We start from the raw sequence: 22,710 nt of genomic DNA on the forward strand, positions 1-22,710 counted from the left end.
ATGATTTATGCGAAATAATATAAAGTCAAAAGTTTTACTTCTTATAATGGGAGTTATTTTCGTTTCTTCCTGTCAAAACGAATCCGTAGAACCGGTAGGAAATATAACGAAAACGTATGGGGACTCAATAGCAGCCCGCGCAGCTGTGAATGAACTTTATACCAAAGGTCTATCACAACTTTATCTTTCTACGGATCAAGATAACGGCATACCCTTGGCATGGGGAAGTTACCTGTCGGGACTATTTGAAAGTGAGGCGACTCAGGGCTATTACCCTGCACTTACAATGCAAAATATGACAGCCTCCTCTGTCAAGGATTTGGCTAAGCAAATATATTCCACCTGTTTTGATGGAATAGAGGCAGCGGATACCATCATCCAACAAATACCAAATACGTTAGGATTAAATCCGGCAGAACAGGTAAGACTTATAGGTGAAGCTAAATTTTTCCGTGCCTTCAACCGCTTTTATCTTATCCGTGTTTTCGGGGCGTTCCCTAATAAACGGACAGACTCCTCATACCTCAGCATGGAAGCATCTTATGCCAAAGTCGAGAAAGATTTGCTTGAAGCCATCGCGACTTTACCGGATAAAAGTTTTGTTGAAAACAAATCGCATGTGACATCTTTGGTCGCTCGTGCCTTGTTGGGTGATGTCTATCTGCACATGAGTGGCAGACCGTTGCAAAAGGACAAATATGTTCAGGCAGCAGAAATACTGCGCCCTATTATCAAGTCAGGCAAGCACCAACTTGCTTCCAATGGCGTCCGCGAAGACCAATCCGCTTTCAATATGCTCCGCACAACTCCTACTAATGATGAATATCTATATGTCATTTATGGAGAAAATACGCTCTCGCGGGCTTCTTTTGCATTTCCGAAAATAGCCAAGAACTGGGATAATGTCAAAGAGCATGTGGCTTTTAACGCTTTTCGACCGACACGTACTCTTTTAGCTTGTTATGGTGATGAAGACTTGAGAGGAAAAGATCACCAGTTTTTCCATACTTTTTTCAAGGTAAAGGATGATGGTAAGACCATTTTTGAAATCTTTTCCCCAGCTCCATACTATTGGCTTTCCTCCGGTACGGAGATAACTGCACAGCCAAAGCAATATGTCGGTGTCTATCGTTATGCAGAGATTCTGCTCATGGCTGCCGAAGCGATAGCTCGCAGTGAGGGTGTTACCCCAGAAACAGTAAACTATCTGTCCCAAGTCCGCACACGTTCTATCCCTACCAAGTTAGTAGAATTAGAGAAAACACTTTCGGTATTGACCACAGATAAGTTTTTGGAGGAAGTTTGGTTGGAGCGTTTAAGGGAATTACCGTATGAGATGAAACAACTTTCAGACATTGTACGTACAAACTACTATCCGGTCTACAAGGACAGTATATTACGGTTTGTCCCGCTTCAAGAAGCAGTCACTCCTCAAGGCAAATTATTAGAGAAACAATCTTTCTTTCTACCAAGACCTACTCCTTAATTAAGTGGGTAAGTTCTGGAGTGGCTTTTATTCGTTCTATCTCAGAATTCACGAGAGAGAGTATCTCTTGTTTTATTTTACGGTAGTTGGCTTCGATAGTCTCTTTGAGATTGTCGGAGCCATCTTCATTTATGAAGTCTGCGATTATGGGGATGGGTTGATAGGTTTTCATTTCTGCCGATACCTTAGCACTATTCACGACGATCTCTGCATGGAAGATTTTCTGGTCAATACGCTCGTCAAAGTTGTCGGACACAGCACCGACAAACATTCCCTGTGTGAGGTTACTGATTTTGGATGCAGGGATAAGACTGTCCATCTGTGTGGAGATAGAGGTGGATTTGTCATTACGGTTGATAGTCATTGATTGACGTTGCTGGAGTACCTTTCCAAACCGCTCAGAAAGAGTCTTAGCTGTTTCTCCTACCACTTGTCCAGAGAAAACGTTACCTACAGTGTTCTGTATTACCTTGCTCTCCTTGTCTCCATAATCACGGGTAAGTTGTGAGAAGTCCTGAAAGCCCAAACATACGGCAACTTTATTGCTTCGTGCAGTAGCAATGAGGTTGTCAAGCCCACGAAAGTAGATGGTTGGCAACTCATCGATAATCACTGAGGATTTGAGTTGCTTCTTCTTGTTGATGAGCTTCACAATACGACTGTTATACAAACCGAGTGCTGCCGAATAGATATTCTGACGGTCGGGATTATTACCAACTACAAGGACTTTCGGCTCATTAGGGTTATTGATGTCAAGTGAGAAATCATCGCCTGTCATCACCCAATAAAGAGCAGGTGAAATCATTCGTGAAAGTGGTATCTTGGCACTGGCTATCTGTCCCTGCAACTGGTCCTGCGCTCCGCCTTCCCAAGCATCCATAAAGGGTGAAAGGTAGTTGGCAAGTTCATCGTAGGAGGTGAGTATCGGGAATATCTGTGCGTAGGGACGGTTAAGGAACTCGATGGCATGAGGAAAAGTACAATACTTACCGTTCTCATAGATTTTTAGAAACCAAATGATGGCTGCCAGCAAGATAATTGGCGACTCCACGAAGAAATCTCCCTGCTTCTGTATCCACGAGCGGTTAAGGTTGAGCATGATGGTATAGGCACTCTCGTAGGCATCCGATATATCTGTCATAAAGGCAGGATTGATAGGATTACACCGGTGCGACTTTCTCGGATCATCGAAGTTGATTACATAGAACTGCGGCTTTACTTTATATGCATCCAAGTGATGAAGCAGGTGATTGTAGGCTATCTCCGACAAATCGGGGAACTTATAATCGTAGATATACATCGCAAAGCCTTTCTCTATCTGCTGCTTGATGTAGTTGTTCACGATAGCGTAAGACTTACCCGAACCCGGTGTTCCAAGTACCATTGAGGCACGGAACGGATTGACCACGTTAATCCAACCGTTGTTCCATTTCTTCTTATAGTAGAAGCGTGTAGGAAGATTGACGGAGTATTCATTTTCCATCAAGCGCGTTTCCTGCATGAAACTTTCGTTCTCCGTGTTGAAAACATCGTCCATAAGGTTGTTTTTGAGTAGTCGGCTCATCCATACACCTGCCATCAGCAGGCAGATATAACCCACGGACAGTGTGAAGATATATAAAGTAGCTGCCCCGATCTTGCCGATGGGCAATACCAGCAGCCACCAATTAAGAAAGAAAAAGACAAAGCCTGAGAAAAGTACCGTCCAAATCTTTGGCCAAGTGATTTTCTCCTCTTTCACGCCTTTTGTCCCAAGGCAGGACAAGGCAAGGAAAACCACACAAAAGAGTTTTGTCCAGAGGATAGACGAAAACAATCCTGTGGTACGCTGGAAATTCATCAGTATCTTATCCACAATGCCGAGCGTAAAGCCCCATGTATGGAACGCCTCGTAGCAGAACCAATAGCAGTTAATGAGAAGGAATATCACCGATATGCCTCGCATAAAGTCCATGACTTTACCTAATGCCCTTAAATCATCTTCTTGTGCCATAATCGTATTGTTTTAAAGCCTCCCCCAACCCCTCCGAAGGGAGGGGAGATAGAAATGCTCGTTTATTTAATGTTTTCTTCGTCTAATATTTACCTTACTTAGTTTTCGGAGCTTACGCTGCCATGCAGCTTCTCTCCAATCATCGTTGCCCGTAGATAGGAAAGAGCCATCTGCCATATCCTCGATAAGTTCATCGACAAGGTTGTCGCTTTCCTCTGTATTTTGTTGTAAGGGATGAAGGATTGATGGTTCCAAACGGACAGACGGACTGCCATACAAGGTTTCGTCCAAGAATGGGTTATGGGCAGGATTGGAGAAATAGGCATTAAAAACATTGGCGGCATATCCCTTGCCCAATCGTGAGCCATTAAGAGCAATGCCCTCCTTGTCGTCAATGAACGTGATGCCATATATTCGCCCGCTTTCGTTCTTTCGGATAAACACACGCAAGCCTTGTTCTTCCAGTCTTTGCTGAAGTTCTTCCTCTGTCTTTGGAGAGGTACGCATTGTTTGTAACACCCTGTACCTTATGATTGATATCAATGGCTTGATAGCTTGTTTGGACTTCTGCATCCTGTTCTGCACGGCTGTATAGCCCACACCACGTCCAATGTCCGATGCGTTGATGGGTGTGCTTACTTTGCCTCCCTTGTCATCAGTCGGAACATAGACAAGTCCGTCATATTTCTTTCCCCGAAACTCTGTTTTGATTTCCTCTACGGTAAGGTTGTATGCAGAAAAGATGGCGTTCAGCTCGCCCAAGGAGCAAAAATGATAATGTTTCATTACCATTCGGACAACATTTGACACCTGCTCCTTAATATTCCCTTTACCAATATCCACCTTGGGCGTTTCTTCCACCGCTTTGTTAGCAACCTTTGAACTTGGAATGAGACCAAATATTCTTTCCAAGGCATCAGTAATCTTCTTGCTCCTTCGCTTTTCAAACTTGTCGTTGATTTTCTTTCCCTCACCGTCCACCCGAAGCGACACGATGTGTATATGCTCACGGGCGATGTCGTTGTGTTTGAACACGATATAAGGTTGATTGCCATAGCCGAGTGCCTCCATATACTCCTTGGCTATCTGTGTGAGCCTTTCATCGGATAGTTTCTCGTCTGGATGCGGATTGAGGGAGCAATGGAACACCGTCTTTTTTGTTCGGCATTTCTCTGGAATAAGTGCTTGCATATCGGCAAACACCTCTGCCATCGTATAATTTCCCTCTTTGTCCTGATACAATTCAGCGGCAAGGAGAATGCTTGCTTCCCCTTTCTCCACCTTTTTGAAGTTGTAGCCGAGTGCTCCTCCAAGGTTCTCTGTACTTGAAATCTTCGCAATCATCTTTTGCGGTAATCTATGGTAAGACTGATAGCCTGCTCCTGCAAGGCGATGATTTGAGCCGACAAATTTTCTAATTTTTCAAGCATAATCTGTGCGAACTTGACCGAATGATAGCTGTTGATGGCACGCACGGTTTGGTTATACAGTACACCAATCTTATGGATTTGTGCCGTAAGTTCTGAGAGCTTTCGGTAATATTCGACGGCAGATTTGTCCACCGTAATCACCTTGAAACTCTCCCCAAGAATACGAGCACGCACGAAGTCCGACTTCGTTTCTGCACCTGAACGCTGAAAGAGATCAATCGCCCTTTGCTGGTCTTTGGGGTTGGGTAACCGCACATGCCAGTTGTCCCAACGAGGCTTTTCTGCCTTTTTTCGTTCTAAACGATATTCTGTACCTTTATTCATATTCATTTGGTCTTCTAATTACGACTTTGGAGTAATTTATCTCCCCTTCGGGGCAAGGGTCTTTGTGGTACAAACGACGGTTTGTGTTACAAAGACACACCTTGCCAATATCAAGAGTTGATGCAATAGAAGCATCCACCCTTTTGGGGTGTCTGCTTCGGAACGTTACCTCCATGTATTATTCTCGCCTGCAAAGTTACGGCAGATTTTCAAATATCTCATTATCAGAGATATTCACTCTTTTTCCTCGTATTTCCCTGCACTTCATCGCTGTAATAAAATCAGTAGAAATATCATTTATTTTGCAATCAGAACGAGCGAACAATGGTATGATAACACAAGCAAAAGATATATCATATTACCGCCTGCTTGCACCAAAGATGACAAGAAGGAACAATACATATTCATAACAATTTATTGTCATGACAAACTATTGTCAATACAACAAATTGTAAGAACTTGAAATCGTCCTTTTGGACTATCGCCCGAACCATACGCAGTCAGAGCAAACTGTCCGCTGATGACTCTTAATAATGAGAGAATATCCAAACATCAAATAGACAAATAATATGAACTAAGAAATTATCATTATGGAGAACAAAGAACAATGCCCCCTTTTTCTGGGCTTCTCTTCCCAAAAGGGAGGAGTGGGAAAAAGTACTCTTGCCGAAATCGTAAGCAGCATATTGTACTACGAACAAGGCATCAACCTCTTCGTGATGGACTGCGACCTGTCGCAAGACTCTTTCTACAAACTGAGGGAACGTGAGAAAAGTATCGTTCAGGAGAGCGAAGAGCTTTCCAAATCCATGCAGGAGTACTTTCATCACCTCGGCAAAAAAGCATACAGAATTTACAAGTCTGCACCCAAGGAAGCCGTCAGGACTGCACGAAGTAAAATCGACGGTATCAGCAACGAGAAGTACCAGTTGGTTATATTTGATTTCCCAGGACATGCTGGAACAACCGAACTGATGGAACTGTCCCTTCAGATGGACTATATCCTTTCTCCGATTGAAGCCGATATTCAGTCGCTGGTTTCATGTCTGGCATACGCCAAGACTATCACGGAGATTGGAGTTTCGATGTCCGACTCCCGGATAAAGGACATTATCCTGTTCTGGAACAAGGTGGACAGAAGAGTAAGGAACATCATCATCGATGAATATACAAAGCTCATCCATGAATACGAACTCACGCTCCTGCCCGGCTATGTATATGCCACGCACCGCTTCTCTCACGAACTTTCCACATACGGACTGCGCGGAGTGTTCCGCTCTACCTATCAGCCCCCTGCAAGGGGATTACGAACGGGTACGGGGCTGGACGAACTCGTCAATGAGATAATTCAACGTCTCAAACTAAAAACGAAAACAGAAAATGGCAACGATTGAGGAAAGAAAGCAACAGCTGGAAAACAAGCTGAAGAAAATGGCAGAGGACAATGTCGTGGTGAAACCTGTCACGATACCAAACTCCTTCGACCCTTCCGAGGATACTGAGTCCTCCCCTGCAACATCAAGGGAGGAAGACAATAATTTAGAAGAGACGAAAGAAACGAAAACAGCAAAAGAAAAACCGGTAGATGAAATAGAAAGAGAGGAAACGGGGAACACGGAACAGAAACGGGAAAGGAAGCCGAGAATGGAAAAGCCCGGCGTGTCCTCCCTTTCCATAGAGGACTACCGTTCCCTGTACTTTCATCCCGTCCGCTCCCAAATGCGGACAGCCTTCTCCATTAATCTGGAAACGCTACAGAACCTGCGCAACGTGTTGCAGGACTTGGGGGAGCGTGTTTCCATAGCCGCATATATAGACAACATTCTTAGGGAACACCTGCGTGAACATTTGGAATTGCTCAACAGTGCGGCAGCAAAACAAAGACGCAAGACAACAATAACACTATGATGGAAACAATACTTTTCAGTTTTATACTGATACTCATCATCATTTGGATAATGCTGGGTATCCTGTACTTCTATATGCGGTATGTATCTCCGTATGGTATCCTTATCAAGAAAAATAAAAAGGGCAATGAGCAGACTAAGGAGAATGAAGCGACGAAGGAAAAAGACGGACAAAAAGGAGAAGGAACAGAAGATCAAGCCGAGTTTGTACTGATTGGCAAAAGCCGTTCCATTTCCCCTATTATCCCACAAGTTCCCTCTGCTTCTTCATCTGAAAATTCAGAGCAGAATAGTAATAATTTTGCACCTCAAAACTCCGAAAAGAAAGAGGACATGAAGGAAGAGGATAACGAGATGGACGTTGATTTCGAGATGGAGCGAGTTGATGAGGATGAGGTCGCCCGTGAGGAATTAATTCTGCCCATTGAGCCCACATCGGACGAAACCGAGATGTCAGGGCAGTCCGTCCTCGCACGTGACTTAGTCCGCCTACAAAAATGGGCAAAGAACTGTGAGGAGGCTGATGAGAAAGAAGTCAAAGAGACCATTCGGCAGCTTCAAGACTCAGATCTATTGGATAAGTACAAGGAGAACATCGCCAAGATGCAGGGTGAGCAAACTTCGCTATTGGAGAAAATCCGTAAAGCGGAAGAACAAAGCAAGCAACAAGCAATGTCGTTTTCTCAAAACTCAATACCGGCAGATTCAAGCGCTTCTGACACTTCATCCGATAATGACGACGACAAGCCTCTTTCATATTATCTGTAAACAATCAACGATGGAAGCGGGAAAAGAAAACGGCTCATTAACAGCTACAAGGTTTCCACATGAAAATGTGCCTCTCTTTCCCCTTCCTTTTAAGAACAAGCAATTTTATCACACTTAAAATTATAACATACAAATGAACAAAAAAATTACACTGATGATGCTCCTGCTGATGACTGCCACCATAGGAGCATACGCACAAGGCAATGGCATTGCCGGAATCAATGAAGCAACGAAAATGGTAACCTCCTACTTCGATCCCGGCACGAAACTCATTTATGCCGTAGGGGCGGTAGTGGGGTTGATTGGAGGTATTAAAGTCTATAACAAGTTCTCAAGTGGTGACCCCGATACGAGCAAGACCGCAGCCTCTTGGTTCGGTGCGTGTATCTTTCTCATTGTGGCTGCCACTATCCTGAGAAGTTTCTTCCTGTAAGGCGATGGCAGCATTTGAAATCAACAAAGGTGTAGGCCGGACGGTGGAGTTCAAGGGCTTGAAGGCGCAGTACCTCTTCCTCTTTGCAGGAGGCTTGCTGGCAGTCTTTATTCTTGTGGTCATTCTCTATCTCTGTGGAGTCAGCCAAATTACCTGTCTTGTCATAGGTGTAGTGGGTGCCAGCCTTGTGGTATGGCAAACGTTCACCATGAATAGAAAGTACGGGCAATACGGGCTGATGAAAAAAGGAGCAGTGCGTATGCACCCACGCTACCTTGTGAACCGCCGTACGGTCTGCCACCTTATCCGTAACCTTCAACCAAAAAAAGCGAAGAAATGAGAAATAAAAGCAAGATAACCACCTTGGAATCAAAGTTCCCGCTGCTCTCCATCGAGCAGGGCTGCATGGTGAGCAAGGATGCTGACATCACGGTGGCTTTCCGTGTGGAGCTACCCGAACTCTTTACCGTCACTTCTACAGAATACGAAGCAATGCACTCTGCCTGGCATAAGGCTATAAAAGTGCTACCCAATTACAGTATCGTACACAAGCAGGACTGGTTTATCAAGGAGGACTATCAAGGAAAGCTCTCCGATGGCAGCCTGAGTTTCCTTGCCCGTTCCTCTGAACGGCACTTCAACGAGCGTCCGTATCTCCACCACTCGGTCTATCTCTTCCTTACCAAGACCAACAAGCAGCGTATGGCGCAGCAAAGCAATTTCTCTTCGCTCTGCCGTGGACACCTGCTGCCTAAGGAAATCACCAACAAGGATGAGGTGATGAAGTTCATGGAAGCTGTAGACCAGTTCGAGCGAATCATCAACGATACCGAGCAGCTAAGAATTGTCCGTATGACAGAAGAAGAATTGATTGGTACAAAGGAAAAAGGCGGTTTCTTGGACCGTTATTTCTCCCTCTCGGAAGAAGGACACGCCTCGTTGGAGGATATTCGCTTGGGTGCTGACCTTGTGCGTGTGGGCGACAATATGCTTTGTCTGCATACACTTTCCGATACGGACGACCTGCCTACAACAGTCAGCACGGACAGCCGATATGAGCGACTGTCCACCGACAGAAGTGACTGCCGTCTTTCCTTTGCCTCACCCGTAGGGTTGATGCTACCCTGTAACCATATTTATAACCAGTACCTCTTCATAGAGGACAGCGACGCCAATCTTGAACGTTTTGAGAAGCAGGCAAGGAATATGCACTCGCTGGCACGCTACAGCCGTAGTAACCAAATCAACGAGGAATGGATACAGGAGTATCTCAATATCGCTCACTCACAGGGGCTGACATCTATCCGTGCCCACTTCAACGTGTTGGCATGGAGCAGCGATAAGGAAGAACTTCGCCAGATCAAGAATGACGTGGGTTCGGCACTTGCTCTTATGGAATGCCACCCTCGTCACAATACCATTGATGCGGCAACGCTCTACTGGGCGGGTATTCCTGGCAATGCGGCAGACTTTCCCGCAGAAGAGTCATTCTATACTTTCATCGAGCCTGCCCTCTGCTTCTTTACGGCAGAGACGAACTACAAGGATTCGCTCTCTCCCTTCGGTATCAAGATGGCTGACCGCCTTTCAGGAAAACCTGTTCATCTGGACATATCGGATTTGCCGATGAAAAAGGGAGTCATCACCAACCGTAACAAGTTCATCTTGGGTCCTTCGGGTAGTGGTAAGTCTTTCTTTACCAACCACATGGTACGCCAGTATTACGAGCAGGGGGCGCACGTCCTCTTGGTCGATACGGGTAACTCATATCAAGGCTTGTGTGAACTTATCCACCGCAAGACCAAGGGCGAGGACGGCGTGTATTTCACCTATACCAATGAAAGTCCGATTTCCTTCAACCCTTTCTATACGGATGATTACTTCTTCGATGTAGAGAAAAGGGAGAGTATCTGTACGTTGCTGCTCACGCTCTGGAAAAGTGCTGATGAGCATATCACTAAGACCGAGGCAGGTGAACTTGGTTCAGCCGTAAACTCCTATATCGAGCTGATATGTGCTGACCACAGCGTTACACCCTGTTTTAATACCTTCTATGAGTATCTGCGGGATGTGTACCGAAAGGATATGGAAAAGCGAGACATCAAGGTAACGCTCTCGGACTTTAATATCAACAACCTCTTAACGACATTGAAGCAATACTATCGTGGTGGTCGATATGATTTCCTACTGAACTCGGACAAGAACATCGACCTGCTTTCTAAACGCTTCATCGTCTTTGAAATTGACCAGGTGAAGGATAACAAGGACCTCTTTCCTGTGGTAACGATTATCATCATGGAGGCCTTCATCAACAAGATGCGCCGATTAAAGGGTATCCGCAAGATGATACTCATTGAGGAAGCATGGAAAGCCATTGCTTCGGCAAACATGGCAGATTACATCAAGTATCTTTATAAGACGGTGAGAAAATATTTCGGGGAAGCCATTGTCGTAACGCAGGAAGTGGACGACATCATTCAGTCGCCCATAGTCAAGGAAAGTATCATCAACAACTCTGACTGCAAGATACTGCTCGACCAGCGCAAGTACATGACCAAGTTCGACGGTATACAGGCGATGCTCGGTCTTTCGGAAAAGGAAAAGAGCCAGATTCTCTCCATCAACCAGAACAACGACCCCAACCGACTCTACAAGGAGGTGTGGATAGGTCTGGGCGGTATGCAGAGTGCCGTCTATGCCACGGAAGTGAGCATGGAGGAATACCTGACCTACACCACGGAGGAAACCGAGAAGGTGGAGGTGATGAACAGGGCAGCACAGCTTGGTGGAGATATCGAAACGGCTATCCGTCAGCTTGCCATAGAGAAAAGAAACAATAAAAAGAAATAAGTACAAACCATCAAAACTATAGTAACAATGAAAAAGTACATTTTCATGGCTCTCTTAGGATTGAGCCTTTCTGTTCCCAAAGCCCACGCACAGTGGGTAGTAACCGACCCTGGCAATTTTGCCGGCAACATCGTTAATTCGGTTAAGGAGATAGCAACAGCTTCGAAGACAGTGAAAAACACCCTTGACGGTTTTAAGGAGGTGGAGAAACTCTACAACGACACCAAGAAGTATTACGATGCCCTGAAGAAGGTGAACAACCTCATCGGCGATGCCTACAAGGTCAAGGAGTGCATCCTGATGGTGGGCGACATCTCAGAGATTTACGTCACCTCGTATAAGAAGATGCTTTCGGACAAGAACTTCCGTCCTTCAGAACTCGCGGCGATGGCTTCGGGCTATGCCAAGCTTCTGGAGCAGAGCGGTGAGAGTCTCAAGGAACTAAAGTCTATTGTCAAGAGTAATGTTTTCTCGATGAACGACCATGAACGAATGCAGGCCATCGACCGTATTTATACCACGCTGAGGGAAAACCGCTCGCTTGTATCCTACTACACAAGGAAAAACATATCCGTGAGCTACGTGCGTGCAAGGGAGAAGAACAACCTTGCCTCTGTTAAGGCGCTCTATGGTAATACGGCAAGCAGGTATTGGTAAATCCACAGACAAAAAAGAACTTGAAAGAACTTTCATAAAACACTTTTGCTTATGGATTTTGCCAGTTTACATGAGCTGCTACGCTCAACCTATGACGAGATGATGCCACTCTGTGCCCAGATGACAGGCATTGCCAAGGGCATTGCGGGCTTGGGTGCACTCTTTTATATTGCTCTTCGGGTATGGGCTTCCATTGCCCGTGCCGAGGCGATAGACGTCTTTCCGCTTCTCCGACCTTTTGTCTTAGGCTTTTGTATCATGTTCTTCCCGACAGTCGTACTGGGTACGATGAATGCCGTTCTCTCGCCCGTAGTGCAGGGAGCGGAGATGATGGTACACCAGCAGGAGGGGAACCTTGCCGAGCTTACTGCCAAGCGAGACAAGTTGCAAGAGGAAGCCTACCTTAGAAATCCTGAGACAGCCTACCTTGTCTCCAACGAGAAGTTTGATGAGAAGATAGAGGAAATGGGTATCATCGGACCTGAAGATGCTGTGACGATAGCGGGTATGTATGCCGAGCGTGCAGCCTATCAGACCAAGCAATGGATTATGAAGATGGTACACGACCTCTTAGAACTTCTGTTCCATGCTGCAGGGCTTATCATCGACACACTACGCACCTTCATACTCATCGTTCTTGCCATTCTCGGTCCGATAGTCTTCGGCATTGCTGTATGGGATGGTCTTGCTGGCTCACTTACGGCATGGTTCTCACGCTATATCTCTGTCTACCTGTGGCTGCCTGTTAGCTCTATTCTTACGGCACTGCTTACAAAAATACAGGTGCTGATGGTACAGAAGGATATCGAAGCACTCAGTGACCCTAACTACCTGCCTGATTCGGGGACATGGTATTACATCGTCTTCTTCCTCATCGGTATTGTAGGCTACTTCTGTGTACCTACCGTGGCAGGCTGGATTATCGAAGCTGGAGGCGGTATCGGCTCATACGGTCGTAATGTCAACCAAACAGCACAGCATGGTGCGCAAGGCGCATATACCGGTGGCAAGGCTGCTATGGCTGGCGCGGGTGCTGCTGTGGGAAATGTCGGTGGACGTATCAAGGGTGCACTGCTCAAAGGAAAATAGAAATCGAACAATAATGCTTAATTAATCAACAGATATAAAAGAAAAATGGAATTCAAATCACTTGGTAATATCGAGACCTCATTCAGACAAATAAGACTCTATGCCTTTGTCTTTGCCATCGTATGTGTGGTAGTAAGCGGTTATGCCGTCTATGCCTCATACAGCTTCGCAAAGGAGCAGAGGGAGAAAATCTATGTGCTTGACCAGGGAAAGTCGCTCATGCTTGCCCTCAGTCAGGATGCAAGCCGAAATCGTCCCGTAGAGGCAAGGGAGCATGTACGTCGTTTCCATGAGCTGTTCTTCACCATCGCACCCGATAAGGATGCCATTGAGAAGAATATGGAGCGTGCCTTTGTGCTGTGTGACAAGTCGGCTTTCAACTATTACAAAGACTTGGCAGAGAAGGGTTATTATAACCGTGCCATATCGGGCAATGTCAATCAGCGCATAGAGGTGGACTCTATCCACTGCAACTTTAATACTTACCCTTATGCGGTAACAACCTATGCACGGGAGTTTATCGTCCGTCAGAGCAACGTCACAGAGCGTACTCTTGTTACGACCTGCACGCTGCAGAACTCTGTCCGTTCGGACAATAACCCACAAGGTTTTCTTATGGAGAACTTCCTTGTGAAGGAAAACAGGGATATACAGACCTATAAACGATAAGGCTATGGCAAGGAAAAGGAACTTTTTACTCTCACGTCACTATCTGCGCTTTCACCTATGGCTCCGCCATCGGTGTGAACGGCTCACGATAAGGCAGAGAAAGGAAATCGTCTATGGATTGAGCTTCATCTATCTGCTCTGCTCGCTTTGGATGATAGCGCAGTTTTTCCTTCCTCCAAAGAAGGAGAAACTACCCATCCCCACGGGAAAGCTGACGGACAGTCCGATACGGACGGACAGTACTTTACAAGAGTTACACGGTAATTTTTATCTACAACATCATCAAACAATCAAAGAAAATGGATAATAAACAGAAAGAACAAATGAAGAAAGGCTTGGTCTTCGGAGGATTAGGACTGCTGTTTGCCCTCTCAATGTGGTTTATCTTCGCCCCTTCGGGCAAGGATAAGACTGCAGCGGAGCAGGGGCTCAATGACAGCATCCCACAGGCAACGACGGAAAAGCTCACCGAAAACAAGCTCAAAGCCTATGAATTAGGCGACAAGGCACACGAGGAAGAACAGACCCGCGAGGAGATGGGCAGGCTGTCGGACTATTTTGCACAGAACACTGCTCCATCAGAGGAGCAGCGTGCAGAGACAGCTGCTTCTACGGCAAAGATAGAAAACTCCATGCATCGCTATGAGGAGAACAACCGGCTCTTAAACTCTTTTTACGCTCCCGACCCACACGAGCAGGAGCGTGAAGCCCTGCGCTCAGAGATAGATAACCTTAAAAAGGAACTCTCTGCCAAAGACAGCAGGGAGGACAATGAGGAGAAACGACAGCTTGCCTTGATGGAAAAGAGCTATCAGATGGCAGCGAGGTATCTTCCCAAGACTTCTGCAGCTGCACCATCTTTGGGTAATGACTTTACCGAGGGTAAAGGGCAAACGGCAACGAACAAAGGTCAGGGTATGGGCAGTAATATAAGCGGAGGTTCGGCCGACTTGCCTGCAATGGAAATCTTGGTGGAACGCAAACAGGTAGTGTCCTCACTGGGGCAGCCGATGAGCGACGCTGACTTCATCAAGGAGTATGGCACGAAAGCACGCAACTTGGGCTTCCATTCGTTCGCAAGCACGGCTGTACCTACGATGCGCAATACGCTGAAAGTAGTAGTGGACAGGACTACAGTTCTTAAGGAGGGTGACAATGTCGTGCTTCGTCTGCTGGAAACTGCCAAGGTACAGGGACTGCACATTCCACGGCAGAGCCGACTCATAGCCGTTGCCAAGATTGAGGGTAACCGTATGCACCTGCTTATCAAAAGCATTGAGGTGGACGGGCATATCATAGCCGTCAAACTCTCGGCATACGACACAGATGGGCAGGAGGGCGTGTATATACCAGGTTCGGAGGACATCAATGCACTTAAGGAAGTTGGGGCGAACATCGGCGGTTCAATGGGCACATCCTTTACCTTCGCTTCCTCTGCCAAAGACCAGATTATCTCCGAGGCTGCCCGTGGGGTGATGCAGGGTGCAAGTCAGCTGCTTCAGAAGAAACTTCGCACCGTCAAGGTAACGCTTAAGGGTGGCTACCGCCTTTTCTTGGTTCAGTCCAAATAAAACAATCGAAAATGATAAGTAAAAAATAACATCAAATAAAAAAGGAACAATGAAGAAAATTATTTTATCAATGGCTATGCTAGCCATGGTGGGAGCAACAGCCACAGCACAGGAAAACAATGATGGTTTGACACCGAGCCGTCCGCTTACTTCGGGAGAGCTTTTTCAAGGTATGAGCCGTGCCATACCAACAGGGCGTGTCGTACTGCCTTATGGTCTTGACGTTACCTTTGACAAGACCGTGCATCTTATCTTCCCTTCTGCCATCCGATATGTAGACTTAGGTTCACAGAACATCATCGCGGGGAAGGCGGAGGATGCCGAGAACGTACTACGTGTAAAGGCTTCGGTGAAGGACTTTGAGACGGAAACCAATATGAGTGTCATCTGTGAGGACGGCTCTTTCTATGCTTTCAACGTAAAGTATGCTGATGAGCCAGAGAAGTTAAGTATCGAGATGAAAGACTTTCTCTCCACGACGGAAGGCAGGCTGCCAAGCAATCGCTCTGACATTTACTTCAAGGAACTCGGCAACGAGTCGCCCGTATTAGTAAAGCTGATGATGCATACTATCTATCAGAACGACAAGCGTACCATCAAACATATCGGTGCACAGCAGTTTGGTATGAAGTTCCTGCTCCGTGGTTTGTACGCCCATAATGGCTTGCTGTATTTCCACACTCATATGGAAAACGGCACGAATATGCCTTACTCGGTGGATTTTATCACATTTAAGGTGGTTGATAAGAAGATGGCAAAGCGTACCGCTATACAGGAGCAACTGTTACAGCCACTTCGTGCCTATCATCAGGTGATGCAGGTGCGTGGCATGGGTAGTGAACACACTGTCTTTGTGCTCGAGCAGTTTTCTCTTGCAGAAGACAAGCAGCTTGAAGTGACACTCTATGAAAGAAATGGCGGTCGTACACTGACCTTTTATGTAACGGCAGAAGACCTGCAGATAGCAAAGAAGATTGATAACCTCAAACTGAAATGGTAATGAAGAAGAACAATATCATTCTGACAGTATGCGTTGCGGTGGCTATGACTTTCAGTCTGCCATCGCAGGCACAGCGACTGATACCCAAGCAAAGGGGAATAGAGGTCGTGGGGAGTGTTCCGCTTATCAAGGGCGAAAAGTTCCTTGCTGCTGACAATTTCGGCATGGGAGCATCACTCACCCGATATCTGGGGTGTGAGAACTATACCTTTGTTATGGCAGAGTATGAACAGCAGAATATGCCGTACCGAGATTATAACATAAAACTCAAAGATGCTCTCTTGCAGGTGGGTTATATGCACCCTATTCTCTCCGACAGAGGTAAGAACGTGTTTCTTTATGGCGGCATATCCGCTTTGGGTGGCTACGAGCAACTGAATGAGGACAAGAAGCTGCTGCCCGATGGGGCGACACTGCTCGACCGTTCCCGCTTTGTCTATGGCGGTGCCGTGCATGGCTCGGTGGAAGTGTTTCTAACAGACAGAGTTCTCTTTCTTGTAAAGGCGCAGGGACGTTTCCTCTTTGGCTCGGACGTGCATTGTTTCCGTCCGGCTGTTTCAGCAGGACTAAGGTTTAACTTTTAAGTAGAAGAAAAGATGAAGAAGATATTGAATACGATTTGGGTAATGGGTGTGCTGACCCTTGCCGTGTTTTGCCTATCTGCTTGTGATAGGGAATTGGATGTTCAGCAGTCTTATCCGTTTACGGTGGAGACAATGCCGGTTCAGAAGGACATCATAAGGGGACAGACAGCTGAGATACGTTGTACACTCAAACGAGGTGGTGAGTTTGCTGACACTCGCTATACGATACGTTATTTCCAGTCTGACGGCAAAGGCTTGCTAAGAAATGATAATGGCACAGTCTTCAAGCCGAACGACCGCTATCCACTAACAAAGGATGTGTTTCGCCTATACTACACCTCGCTCTCATCTGACCGCCAGACGATTGATGTATACGTGGAGGATAGTTTCGGTAAGGTTCAGCAGCTGACCTTTAGTTTTAACAACGAGCGAGAAGAGGGCAGGGATAAGCCTGCATCTTCTCGCCACTAAGAACCTAATTGATGCGAACGATAAATTCTTTCATTTTACTTTGTGTATTCTGCCTGTTCAGTCAGCCGACCCTTGCCCAGCGCAGGGTGCGGTTGGCAGACTTGCCACCTTTTGAACGTGCGGTAGTTGTTGTGAAATATTTTGAGGGACTGCACAGCTGGAAGAATTATCCGTATGTTGGATATGGGCATCAGCTGCAACGGGGAGAGCACTACACGGCAGATATGACGGAACGGCAAGCAGACTCATTGCTCCGTGCCGACTTATGGAAATGCTTTGAACACTTTAAAGGCTATGGTAAGGATGCCCTGCTGCTCAGCCTACTTGCCTATAACGTGGGTGTGGGGAGATTGCTTGATTATGGTAAGCATCCCAAGAGCCGATTATTACAAAAGATTGAGGCAGGAGACAGAAATATCTATCGTGAGTATGTTTCGTTCTGCAAATACAAGGGAAAAGTTTTGAAAGGATTGGTCAAGCGCAGACAGGTGGAGTTTACCCTATTCTTTATTCCTTGATTTTCCAATCAATCTTCCTGTTTGTTTAATCAACTTGCGAGTGAGTTTTATTCCCGTTTTTCGTATTTGTCACTATTAATAAGTAACTTTGTAGAAATTTTAATTAATGAGAAATGCGATGGCTACACTTCATATAATTGGCAATGGCTTTGACATTCATCATGGCATAGCTTCTTTGTATAGTGATTTTAGAGAATATGCATGGGAACATTCTGGCTCAGATGGGTATTGGTTAGGGCAGTTAGAAACGTGTTATCCCACGAAGAATAAAAAAAATGGAGAACTAGAACTATGGTGTGACCTTGAATATGCTTTAGGAAATATTGATTTTCAGAACGCATTCGATGAATCGACAGAAGATATTGAATTGGAGGAAGACCATGAAATGCGGTTTCAAGCTCAAATGGAGGACGCCCCCAAATATCACCTAGAAATGATGTTCGAGGCTTTCCATGGTATATTTGAAGAGTGGGTTAATCAAATAGATATAGATGCTCAGCCTGTAGTCTTGCCACATTTTGACAGAAATGGCATGTTTCTATCTTTCAACTATACCGAAACATTGGAGACCCTTTACAGAATTCCAAAGGCACAAATCAATTATATACATGGAAGGCGAAACTGTAATCAAAGATTAGTTGTTGGGCATATAAACAACCTTAATGGAAATGATTTCCTTTCAGAAGATCCAATGATTTATGAATATGAGGCATACGATAATATTGCTGAAGTTGTAAATGAGCAGCAGAAAAATATTTCTGAAATAATTAGCGACAATGCTAAGTACTGGAGCAGTTTAACCAATATAGATAAAATCGTCATTTACGGACACTCTTTATCTGATATTGATTTAGATTATTTTGTAGAGATAGCTAAACATGTCACACCAGATGTTCAGTGGTTCTTTTCCATTTATTATAATAATCCACAAGAGCGTGACAAAGAAATTTCGAGAGTAAAAGACTTTATCTCGAAGTTAAAACTTGATGCTTCAAATTGTCAAACGTTTACTCTGTAATTAAACCTATAATGCAATTCTTGCGACTTTCTTTTGCTTCTTTGCTTTGGTCGCCTACTCGTTCAAAGACAAAGAAAAGAAGCCACGCAAATTTTCGGTTTGCGTGGCTCTTGGTCTTATTCAAGACACTGTTTCTACACCTTCGTTATTCTGTCTATTCGCTTGTTGGGGTGTCTGTCAAATGCCCAGTTTATCTCATCATCGGGCAGGGTGCTGTGAATGCTTCCACCCATAACCAATCCACAATTTTGCAGGACTTTCTGCCGTGCTTCCTCCTTGCTCTCGGCAACCACATCGAATACGCCGTCAAAAACATATTCCGTGTAAACTAAAAATCTCTGTTTCTTCATCATTCCTAATCTTAAAATTCAACCTTTAATAATCTGTACTCCTTTGGCTCTCCATTGGATAATTTGCGGTGTTTGAGCCAAAAGTGATGTGCGCCATAACCATAGGCGAAAAACTTGTCAAGTTCCGTTTCTTCGGCTATTTTGCCTATTGCCGTCCTTAACTCTTCCTCATTGTCGGATAGGGTTATTGCATTGATAACCCTGATGAGAATGTGCGGTATCTCGTCCGTGTAGTTATAGATGATGTTTTCTATCTCTGTTTTCATATCTCTGATATTTTAATGGTTCATACTTCATGCAGTTGCTTTCATTCTTTGGCTTATTAGTTCTCGATTAGCATTAACAAGGTTCACTATCTGTTCGTGATACTCCGTATTCTTGTTGCACACTCCACGACTTTGCACCACTTTGAGCGTGTCCAGATTGACCTCAATCGTTTCTATCCGTCTGCCCTCAATGGTTGCCGAAAGGATAAGCGAGTTTTCTTTGAGATAGTAAGCATTGTCGAACACGCAATGGTGCATTGATACACCTTCTTCCAAATGTTCTTGCACGCTCTCTAATACGTGGACTTGGATTGTGCCGTCTGTGAAACAGATACCAAAGAACTTGGATTTGAGTTCGTGGAAACGCTTCTCTTCCTCCATTGCCTTTTTGCGTTTCGCCGCCTTTTCTTCCTTTTCCCTTTGTCTGCGGAGTTCGCTTTGTCTTAGGTCGTGTTCCCTATGCAGGTCGGTGGGGCAAACATACTTCGGGTTGTGTATGTCTTTATTCAATCTGCGGAGCATATCCACATAGTCACACCATAGAGAAATATCCTCTATCTCATAGCCGTTGCGAGTGGCAACTTTGTAGGACTGCCAACAAGCGTCAAATGTCGATTTGTTGTTGAGGAAATAGCGTAAATGCTCCATTCGTCCTATTTTTATCAATGTTTCCACTCTGCTGTCAGAAAGCAATGCAGGAATGAGTGTTGTCGGGGCAATGTCGTAAAAATTATCCTTGAAACCATTCCTGCGGAGTGTGTCTGTAACCTTGAATTTAGGATATATCTGCGAATAGGCTGCATATCGGTAGGCTTCATTGTCGTTACGGATAGCCATAGGGGTATAGTAAGAAAAGGTATCAACATATCTGCCCAATGTGCGTGGAATGGCAACAATGGCTTGCTGTCCTTTTGTGTTCCACCAATACTGACCGATTTCAAGTGCATGATATTGTGCCTTACAGCCTTTCTCTATTCCCACAACAAGTAGGAACATGCGCAATACTTGAAACTCTCCACAAGTGGTAAGTAGGGTGAAATAATGCTTCTGCTGCAACTTGCGCTCATAGGTTTCCTTGACCTGCAACTTTGCCCTGCAATGAGGGCAAGTGCAAGTTTCTCTATGTTTGTTCATTATCCAACTATGCCCACAATCCATACAAGTGGTGCGACCTTTTGGCAAGCGGTAGGCGAAGTGGTCAATACACTCACGGAATGCCCACTTACTTTGTTGCTTTGTTATCGGGCGAAGATACTTGCTTTGTTCCAAAACTGCCTTTTCATATTTGTTTCTCGGTTTCATAGGCTTAAAAATCAAATAGTGATGGTTGTACTTGGGTTGCTATGTTCTCGGTCTTTTTCACTCGTGCGTTACGGCTCTGTAACTTGGCAAGTTCCTCACGCTGATATTGCTTAATGGCTTCCTGCCTTGCTTCGGCTTTTTCTTCCTCTGTGAGTTCTACAATGTGATTAACGGCAACTTGGCAAGAAACAGCCTTACCCACCTCTATATCGTCCTCATCGTAGTAATGAACAGCCATAGAGAAGATTTCATCATCATCAAAGCCGTTGCAACCGCTTTTCTGCACTTCATTAAGAATGTAGGTGATGCACTCCTCGATATTCTTGTTCGGTTTCATCAAGTTAGGGGCAAACAAGGGGTCTGTCATAGCACGCTGATTGAGATACTCGGCTATTGTCCGTGTGAAATGTTCTGTTCCTTTCATTGTCGTATATGTTTTGATGTTGTTAATACTTGGGAATTTCTACTATTTGATTGATGCGCCCATATAGGTAGGCTCTTAGGCTTGTTCTGTCGGGTGCGTAATACTCTGTCCATTGTCCGTACTGATTGACAAGATTTTTCTTCAGTACGTCAAAGAAGTCAAAGCGATAGCCTTGTAGGGGAACGGCTGTGCGGAAATAGGTGTTTGAGTTTACCGCTTCGCATAACCAATTCTTTTCTTCACGGCTCATACACTCGCCACAATTGAGTTTCACACGCAGGAGATATACTTTACTGCTACAAAGGCTCTCCAAAGGGGGAACGTCCCATTGTACAAACTTAATTGCCAACACTTGCTCACTCTTTTCAGCCGTAGGGTTAATGCGGTAATGAGAGGAGGAGCTATATCCTTTTCTGTTCATCGAAGATGTTGTATTTACTTTTTGCTTATCCATAGCGACATTTTTTTTATGCGTCCAAAGATCGGAGTATGCTGATTCCTTTTTGTAGCAAAATAGAGGTAGCGGGGCAGGCTTACACAAGGTTTTGGCGGAAAATACAACCCGTAGGTGTGGAGATTTTCCAGACAAACCAAGCGGCACAGACCTTTTGAAAGCCACAAACCCCGTACTACCTTTGCGGATAAAAAGGGAACAGCATCCGTCTTCTTTATTTCGCATATTGTGGAGCATTGGAAAAGAAGCAAAAGTGCAACGCTCATAGTGGAAAATAGAAAAGGTGGCTATCTCGAAATGCGAGATAACCACCCATAAAAAACGCTCATTACTGGTCAATAATGGACTAGGACTTTACCTTTTTGGTAAACTTCTACAATATTCTCTTACGAATTCCCACTTACCAAAGCGAAAACGTGTATATGCACGAACATGCACAGGCTTTCCGTTGCAGCACTGGACTGTTTGGTGATTTTGAGACAGAGCCTCGTTCTAACAGTTCTAAAAAGAACGAAGATGTCTATTCAAAATTTTAATCATTTTATTTAACCAAAGTAGTTTTACCTATTGCAGTTAGCAGCTAATAGGGCTACTTAGGAAATACAAAGATAATAATTACATGTGAAATACTGAGCTATAATGAATTTTTAAGTTTTAATAACGGCTATGCGTGCTTCTCAAAGCACGCATAGCAGAATAGCACAGAGAATTGCCAGCCAGAAGAGAATGCTCAGCAGCGTAAATGTCACTTTTAGAATTACCCTGACTATAAAGCGTAGTATCAGAAAACCTGCAATGACTGACACGACAGTTACGACTTGCGGCGTTACCATCTTCGAGATAAGCCAAATGACACCGATAACGATGGAAAGTAGGATTGCGAGTTCGATAAAGCGTGTCCAAGAGAAGCGGCGGACTTGCTTGGGAGAAGTCGGCTGCTGCTTGATATTATCGCTTTTGTTCGATGCGTCTGCCTTGACGAAGGCAGGTGTGTGAACGATTTCGTCAAGCCGTGAGGACAATGGAAGCTCGCTTCTATTGTCTCGGCGAGAAATCGCACTTTTAAGAGCGTCTTGATTCATGATGATTGTATTCATATCGGAGCTTTTAATAGTTTCAAGAGCAATAACAAGATGCGCAGGCTAC

At 45.0% G+C, this 22,710-nt stretch carries 26 protein-coding genes; 17 read left to right on the forward strand and 9 right to left on the reverse strand.

Going from position 1 to position 22,710, the window contains the following annotated elements:
* Positions 1 to 7 precede the first annotated feature (7 nt).
* On the forward strand, positions 8 to 1,486 hold the full coding sequence (locus AXF23_RS02075) for a RagB/SusD family nutrient uptake outer membrane protein (protein WP_107624138.1): 1,479 nt from the start codon (positions 8 to 10) through the stop codon (positions 1,484 to 1,486).
* Here AXF23_RS02075 and mobC read toward each other — a convergent pair.
* From mobC to AXF23_RS02090, 3 genes are all read right to left on the reverse strand, one after another.
* Positions 1,476 to 3,479, reverse strand: a complete 2,004-nt coding sequence (gene mobC / locus AXF23_RS02080) for a conjugal transfer protein MobC (RefSeq protein WP_107624139.1) — start codon at positions 3,477 to 3,479, stop codon at positions 1,476 to 1,478. The genes AXF23_RS02075 and mobC overlap by 11 nt on opposite strands.
* A gap of 66 nt (positions 3,480 to 3,545) precedes the next feature.
* Positions 3,546 to 4,823 carry a conjugal transfer protein MobB gene (gene mobB / locus AXF23_RS02085; protein WP_107624140.1) on the reverse strand — a complete coding sequence of 426 codons (1,278 nt, stop codon included), beginning with the start codon at positions 4,821 to 4,823 and terminating at the stop codon, positions 3,546 to 3,548.
* A complete protein-coding gene (locus tag AXF23_RS02090) occupies positions 4,820 to 5,239 on the reverse strand; it encodes a plasmid mobilization protein (RefSeq protein WP_370445500.1) in 420 nt (139 codons plus the stop codon). The genes mobB and AXF23_RS02090 overlap by 4 nt, the downstream gene beginning before the upstream one ends.
* A gap of 584 nt (positions 5,240 to 5,823) precedes the next feature.
* Here AXF23_RS02090 and AXF23_RS02095 point away from each other — a divergent pair.
* The 16 genes from AXF23_RS02095 (at position 5,824) to AXF23_RS02170 (ending at position 18,768) form a co-directional block, all read left to right on the forward strand.
* A complete protein-coding gene (locus AXF23_RS02095; RefSeq protein WP_107624142.1) occupies positions 5,824 to 6,627 on the forward strand; it encodes a division plane positioning ATPase MipZ in 804 nt (267 codons plus the stop codon).
* The gene (locus AXF23_RS02100) at positions 6,614 to 7,141 is read left to right on the forward strand and encodes a DUF3408 domain-containing protein (RefSeq protein WP_107624143.1); all 528 of its coding nucleotides are present in this window, start codon (positions 6,614 to 6,616) and stop codon (positions 7,139 to 7,141) included. Before AXF23_RS02095 ends, AXF23_RS02100 begins: the two co-directional genes overlap by 14 nt.
* Positions 7,138 to 7,908: a hypothetical protein gene (locus tag AXF23_RS02105; RefSeq protein ID WP_107624144.1), complete on the forward strand. Its 771-nt coding sequence runs from the start codon at positions 7,138 to 7,140 to the stop codon at positions 7,906 to 7,908. The genes AXF23_RS02100 and AXF23_RS02105 overlap by 4 nt, the downstream gene beginning before the upstream one ends.
* 133 nt (positions 7,909 to 8,041) lie before the next feature.
* Positions 8,042 to 8,341: a DUF4134 domain-containing protein gene (locus tag AXF23_RS02110; protein ID WP_004342556.1), complete on the forward strand. Its 300-nt coding sequence runs from the start codon at positions 8,042 to 8,044 to the stop codon at positions 8,339 to 8,341.
* Positions 8,342 to 8,345: 4 nt separating this feature from the next.
* The gene (locus AXF23_RS02115) at positions 8,346 to 8,681 is read left to right on the forward strand and encodes a DUF4133 domain-containing protein (protein ID WP_006046155.1); all 336 of its coding nucleotides are present in this window, start codon (positions 8,346 to 8,348) and stop codon (positions 8,679 to 8,681) included.
* Entirely contained in the window at positions 8,678 to 11,191 is a 2,514-nt protein-coding gene (locus AXF23_RS02120) for a TraG family conjugative transposon ATPase (protein ID WP_107624145.1), read from the forward strand. Before AXF23_RS02115 ends, AXF23_RS02120 begins: the two co-directional genes overlap by 4 nt.
* A 27-nt stretch (positions 11,192 to 11,218) precedes the next feature.
* On the forward strand, positions 11,219 to 11,848 hold the full coding sequence (locus AXF23_RS02125) for a DUF4141 domain-containing protein (RefSeq protein WP_004353763.1): 630 nt from the start codon (positions 11,219 to 11,221) through the stop codon (positions 11,846 to 11,848).
* Between the two features lie 51 nt (positions 11,849 to 11,899).
* The gene (traJ, locus tag AXF23_RS02130; RefSeq protein WP_107624146.1) at positions 11,900 to 12,937 is read left to right on the forward strand and encodes a conjugative transposon protein TraJ; all 1,038 of its coding nucleotides are present in this window, start codon (positions 11,900 to 11,902) and stop codon (positions 12,935 to 12,937) included.
* Between the two features lie 45 nt (positions 12,938 to 12,982).
* The gene (traK, locus tag AXF23_RS02135) at positions 12,983 to 13,606 is read left to right on the forward strand and encodes a conjugative transposon protein TraK (RefSeq protein WP_107624147.1); all 624 of its coding nucleotides are present in this window, start codon (positions 12,983 to 12,985) and stop codon (positions 13,604 to 13,606) included.
* Positions 13,607 to 13,610: 4 nt separating this feature from the next.
* On the forward strand, positions 13,611 to 13,913 hold the full coding sequence (locus tag AXF23_RS02140) for a hypothetical protein (RefSeq protein WP_004353772.1): 303 nt from the start codon (positions 13,611 to 13,613) through the stop codon (positions 13,911 to 13,913).
* The gene (gene traM, locus AXF23_RS02145) at positions 13,906 to 15,177 is read left to right on the forward strand and encodes a conjugative transposon protein TraM (RefSeq protein ID WP_107624148.1); all 1,272 of its coding nucleotides are present in this window, start codon (positions 13,906 to 13,908) and stop codon (positions 15,175 to 15,177) included. The genes AXF23_RS02140 and traM overlap by 8 nt, the downstream gene beginning before the upstream one ends.
* A 49-nt stretch (positions 15,178 to 15,226) precedes the next feature.
* Positions 15,227 to 16,177, forward strand: a complete 951-nt coding sequence (gene traN / locus AXF23_RS02150; RefSeq protein ID WP_107624149.1) for a conjugative transposon protein TraN — start codon at positions 15,227 to 15,229, stop codon at positions 16,175 to 16,177.
* Positions 16,171 to 16,761: a conjugal transfer protein TraO gene (locus tag AXF23_RS02155; RefSeq protein ID WP_107624150.1), complete on the forward strand. Its 591-nt coding sequence runs from the start codon at positions 16,171 to 16,173 to the stop codon at positions 16,759 to 16,761. Before traN ends, AXF23_RS02155 begins: the two co-directional genes overlap by 7 nt.
* Before the next feature lie 12 nt (positions 16,762 to 16,773).
* Positions 16,774 to 17,232, forward strand: coding sequence for a DUF3872 domain-containing protein (locus AXF23_RS02160; RefSeq protein WP_107624151.1), 459 nt, complete (start codon positions 16,774 to 16,776; stop codon positions 17,230 to 17,232).
* A gap of 11 nt (positions 17,233 to 17,243) precedes the next feature.
* The gene (locus AXF23_RS02165) at positions 17,244 to 17,750 is read left to right on the forward strand and encodes a glycoside hydrolase family protein (protein WP_107624152.1); all 507 of its coding nucleotides are present in this window, start codon (positions 17,244 to 17,246) and stop codon (positions 17,748 to 17,750) included.
* Positions 17,751 to 17,856: 106 nt separating this feature from the next.
* A complete protein-coding gene (locus AXF23_RS02170; RefSeq protein WP_233251218.1) occupies positions 17,857 to 18,768 on the forward strand; it encodes a bacteriophage abortive infection AbiH family protein in 912 nt (303 codons plus the stop codon).
* Between the two features lie 134 nt (positions 18,769 to 18,902).
* Here the strand turns inward: AXF23_RS02170 and AXF23_RS02175 are convergent, their stop codons facing one another.
* The 6 genes from AXF23_RS02175 to AXF23_RS02205 all read right to left on the reverse strand — a co-directional run bounded on the left by AXF23_RS02175 (position 18,903) and on the right by AXF23_RS02205 (position 22,661).
* The gene (locus tag AXF23_RS02175) at positions 18,903 to 19,121 is read right to left on the reverse strand and encodes a hypothetical protein (protein WP_006948373.1); all 219 of its coding nucleotides are present in this window, start codon (positions 19,119 to 19,121) and stop codon (positions 18,903 to 18,905) included.
* Positions 19,122 to 19,129: 8 nt separating this feature from the next.
* A complete protein-coding gene (locus AXF23_RS02180) occupies positions 19,130 to 19,384 on the reverse strand; it encodes a hypothetical protein (RefSeq protein ID WP_006948374.1) in 255 nt (84 codons plus the stop codon).
* A gap of 27 nt (positions 19,385 to 19,411) precedes the next feature.
* Entirely contained in the window at positions 19,412 to 20,686 is a 1,275-nt protein-coding gene (locus AXF23_RS02185; RefSeq protein WP_107625766.1) for a PcfJ domain-containing protein, read from the reverse strand.
* Between the two features lie 4 nt (positions 20,687 to 20,690).
* On the reverse strand, positions 20,691 to 21,110 hold the full coding sequence (locus AXF23_RS02190) for a PcfK-like family protein (RefSeq protein WP_006948376.1): 420 nt from the start codon (positions 21,108 to 21,110) through the stop codon (positions 20,691 to 20,693).
* Positions 21,111 to 21,132: 22 nt separating this feature from the next.
* On the reverse strand, positions 21,133 to 21,564 hold the full coding sequence (locus AXF23_RS02195) for a hypothetical protein (protein WP_107624153.1): 432 nt from the start codon (positions 21,562 to 21,564) through the stop codon (positions 21,133 to 21,135).
* Between the two features lie 677 nt (positions 21,565 to 22,241).
* The gene (locus AXF23_RS02205) at positions 22,242 to 22,661 is read right to left on the reverse strand and encodes a hypothetical protein (RefSeq protein WP_233251219.1); all 420 of its coding nucleotides are present in this window, start codon (positions 22,659 to 22,661) and stop codon (positions 22,242 to 22,244) included.
* Between the last annotated feature and the right edge of the window lie 49 nt (positions 22,662 to 22,710).

The organism is Prevotella sp. oral taxon 313 (genome assembly GCF_003043935.1).
Lineage (GTDB): Bacteria > Bacteroidota > Bacteroidia > Bacteroidales > Bacteroidaceae > Prevotella > Prevotella jejuni.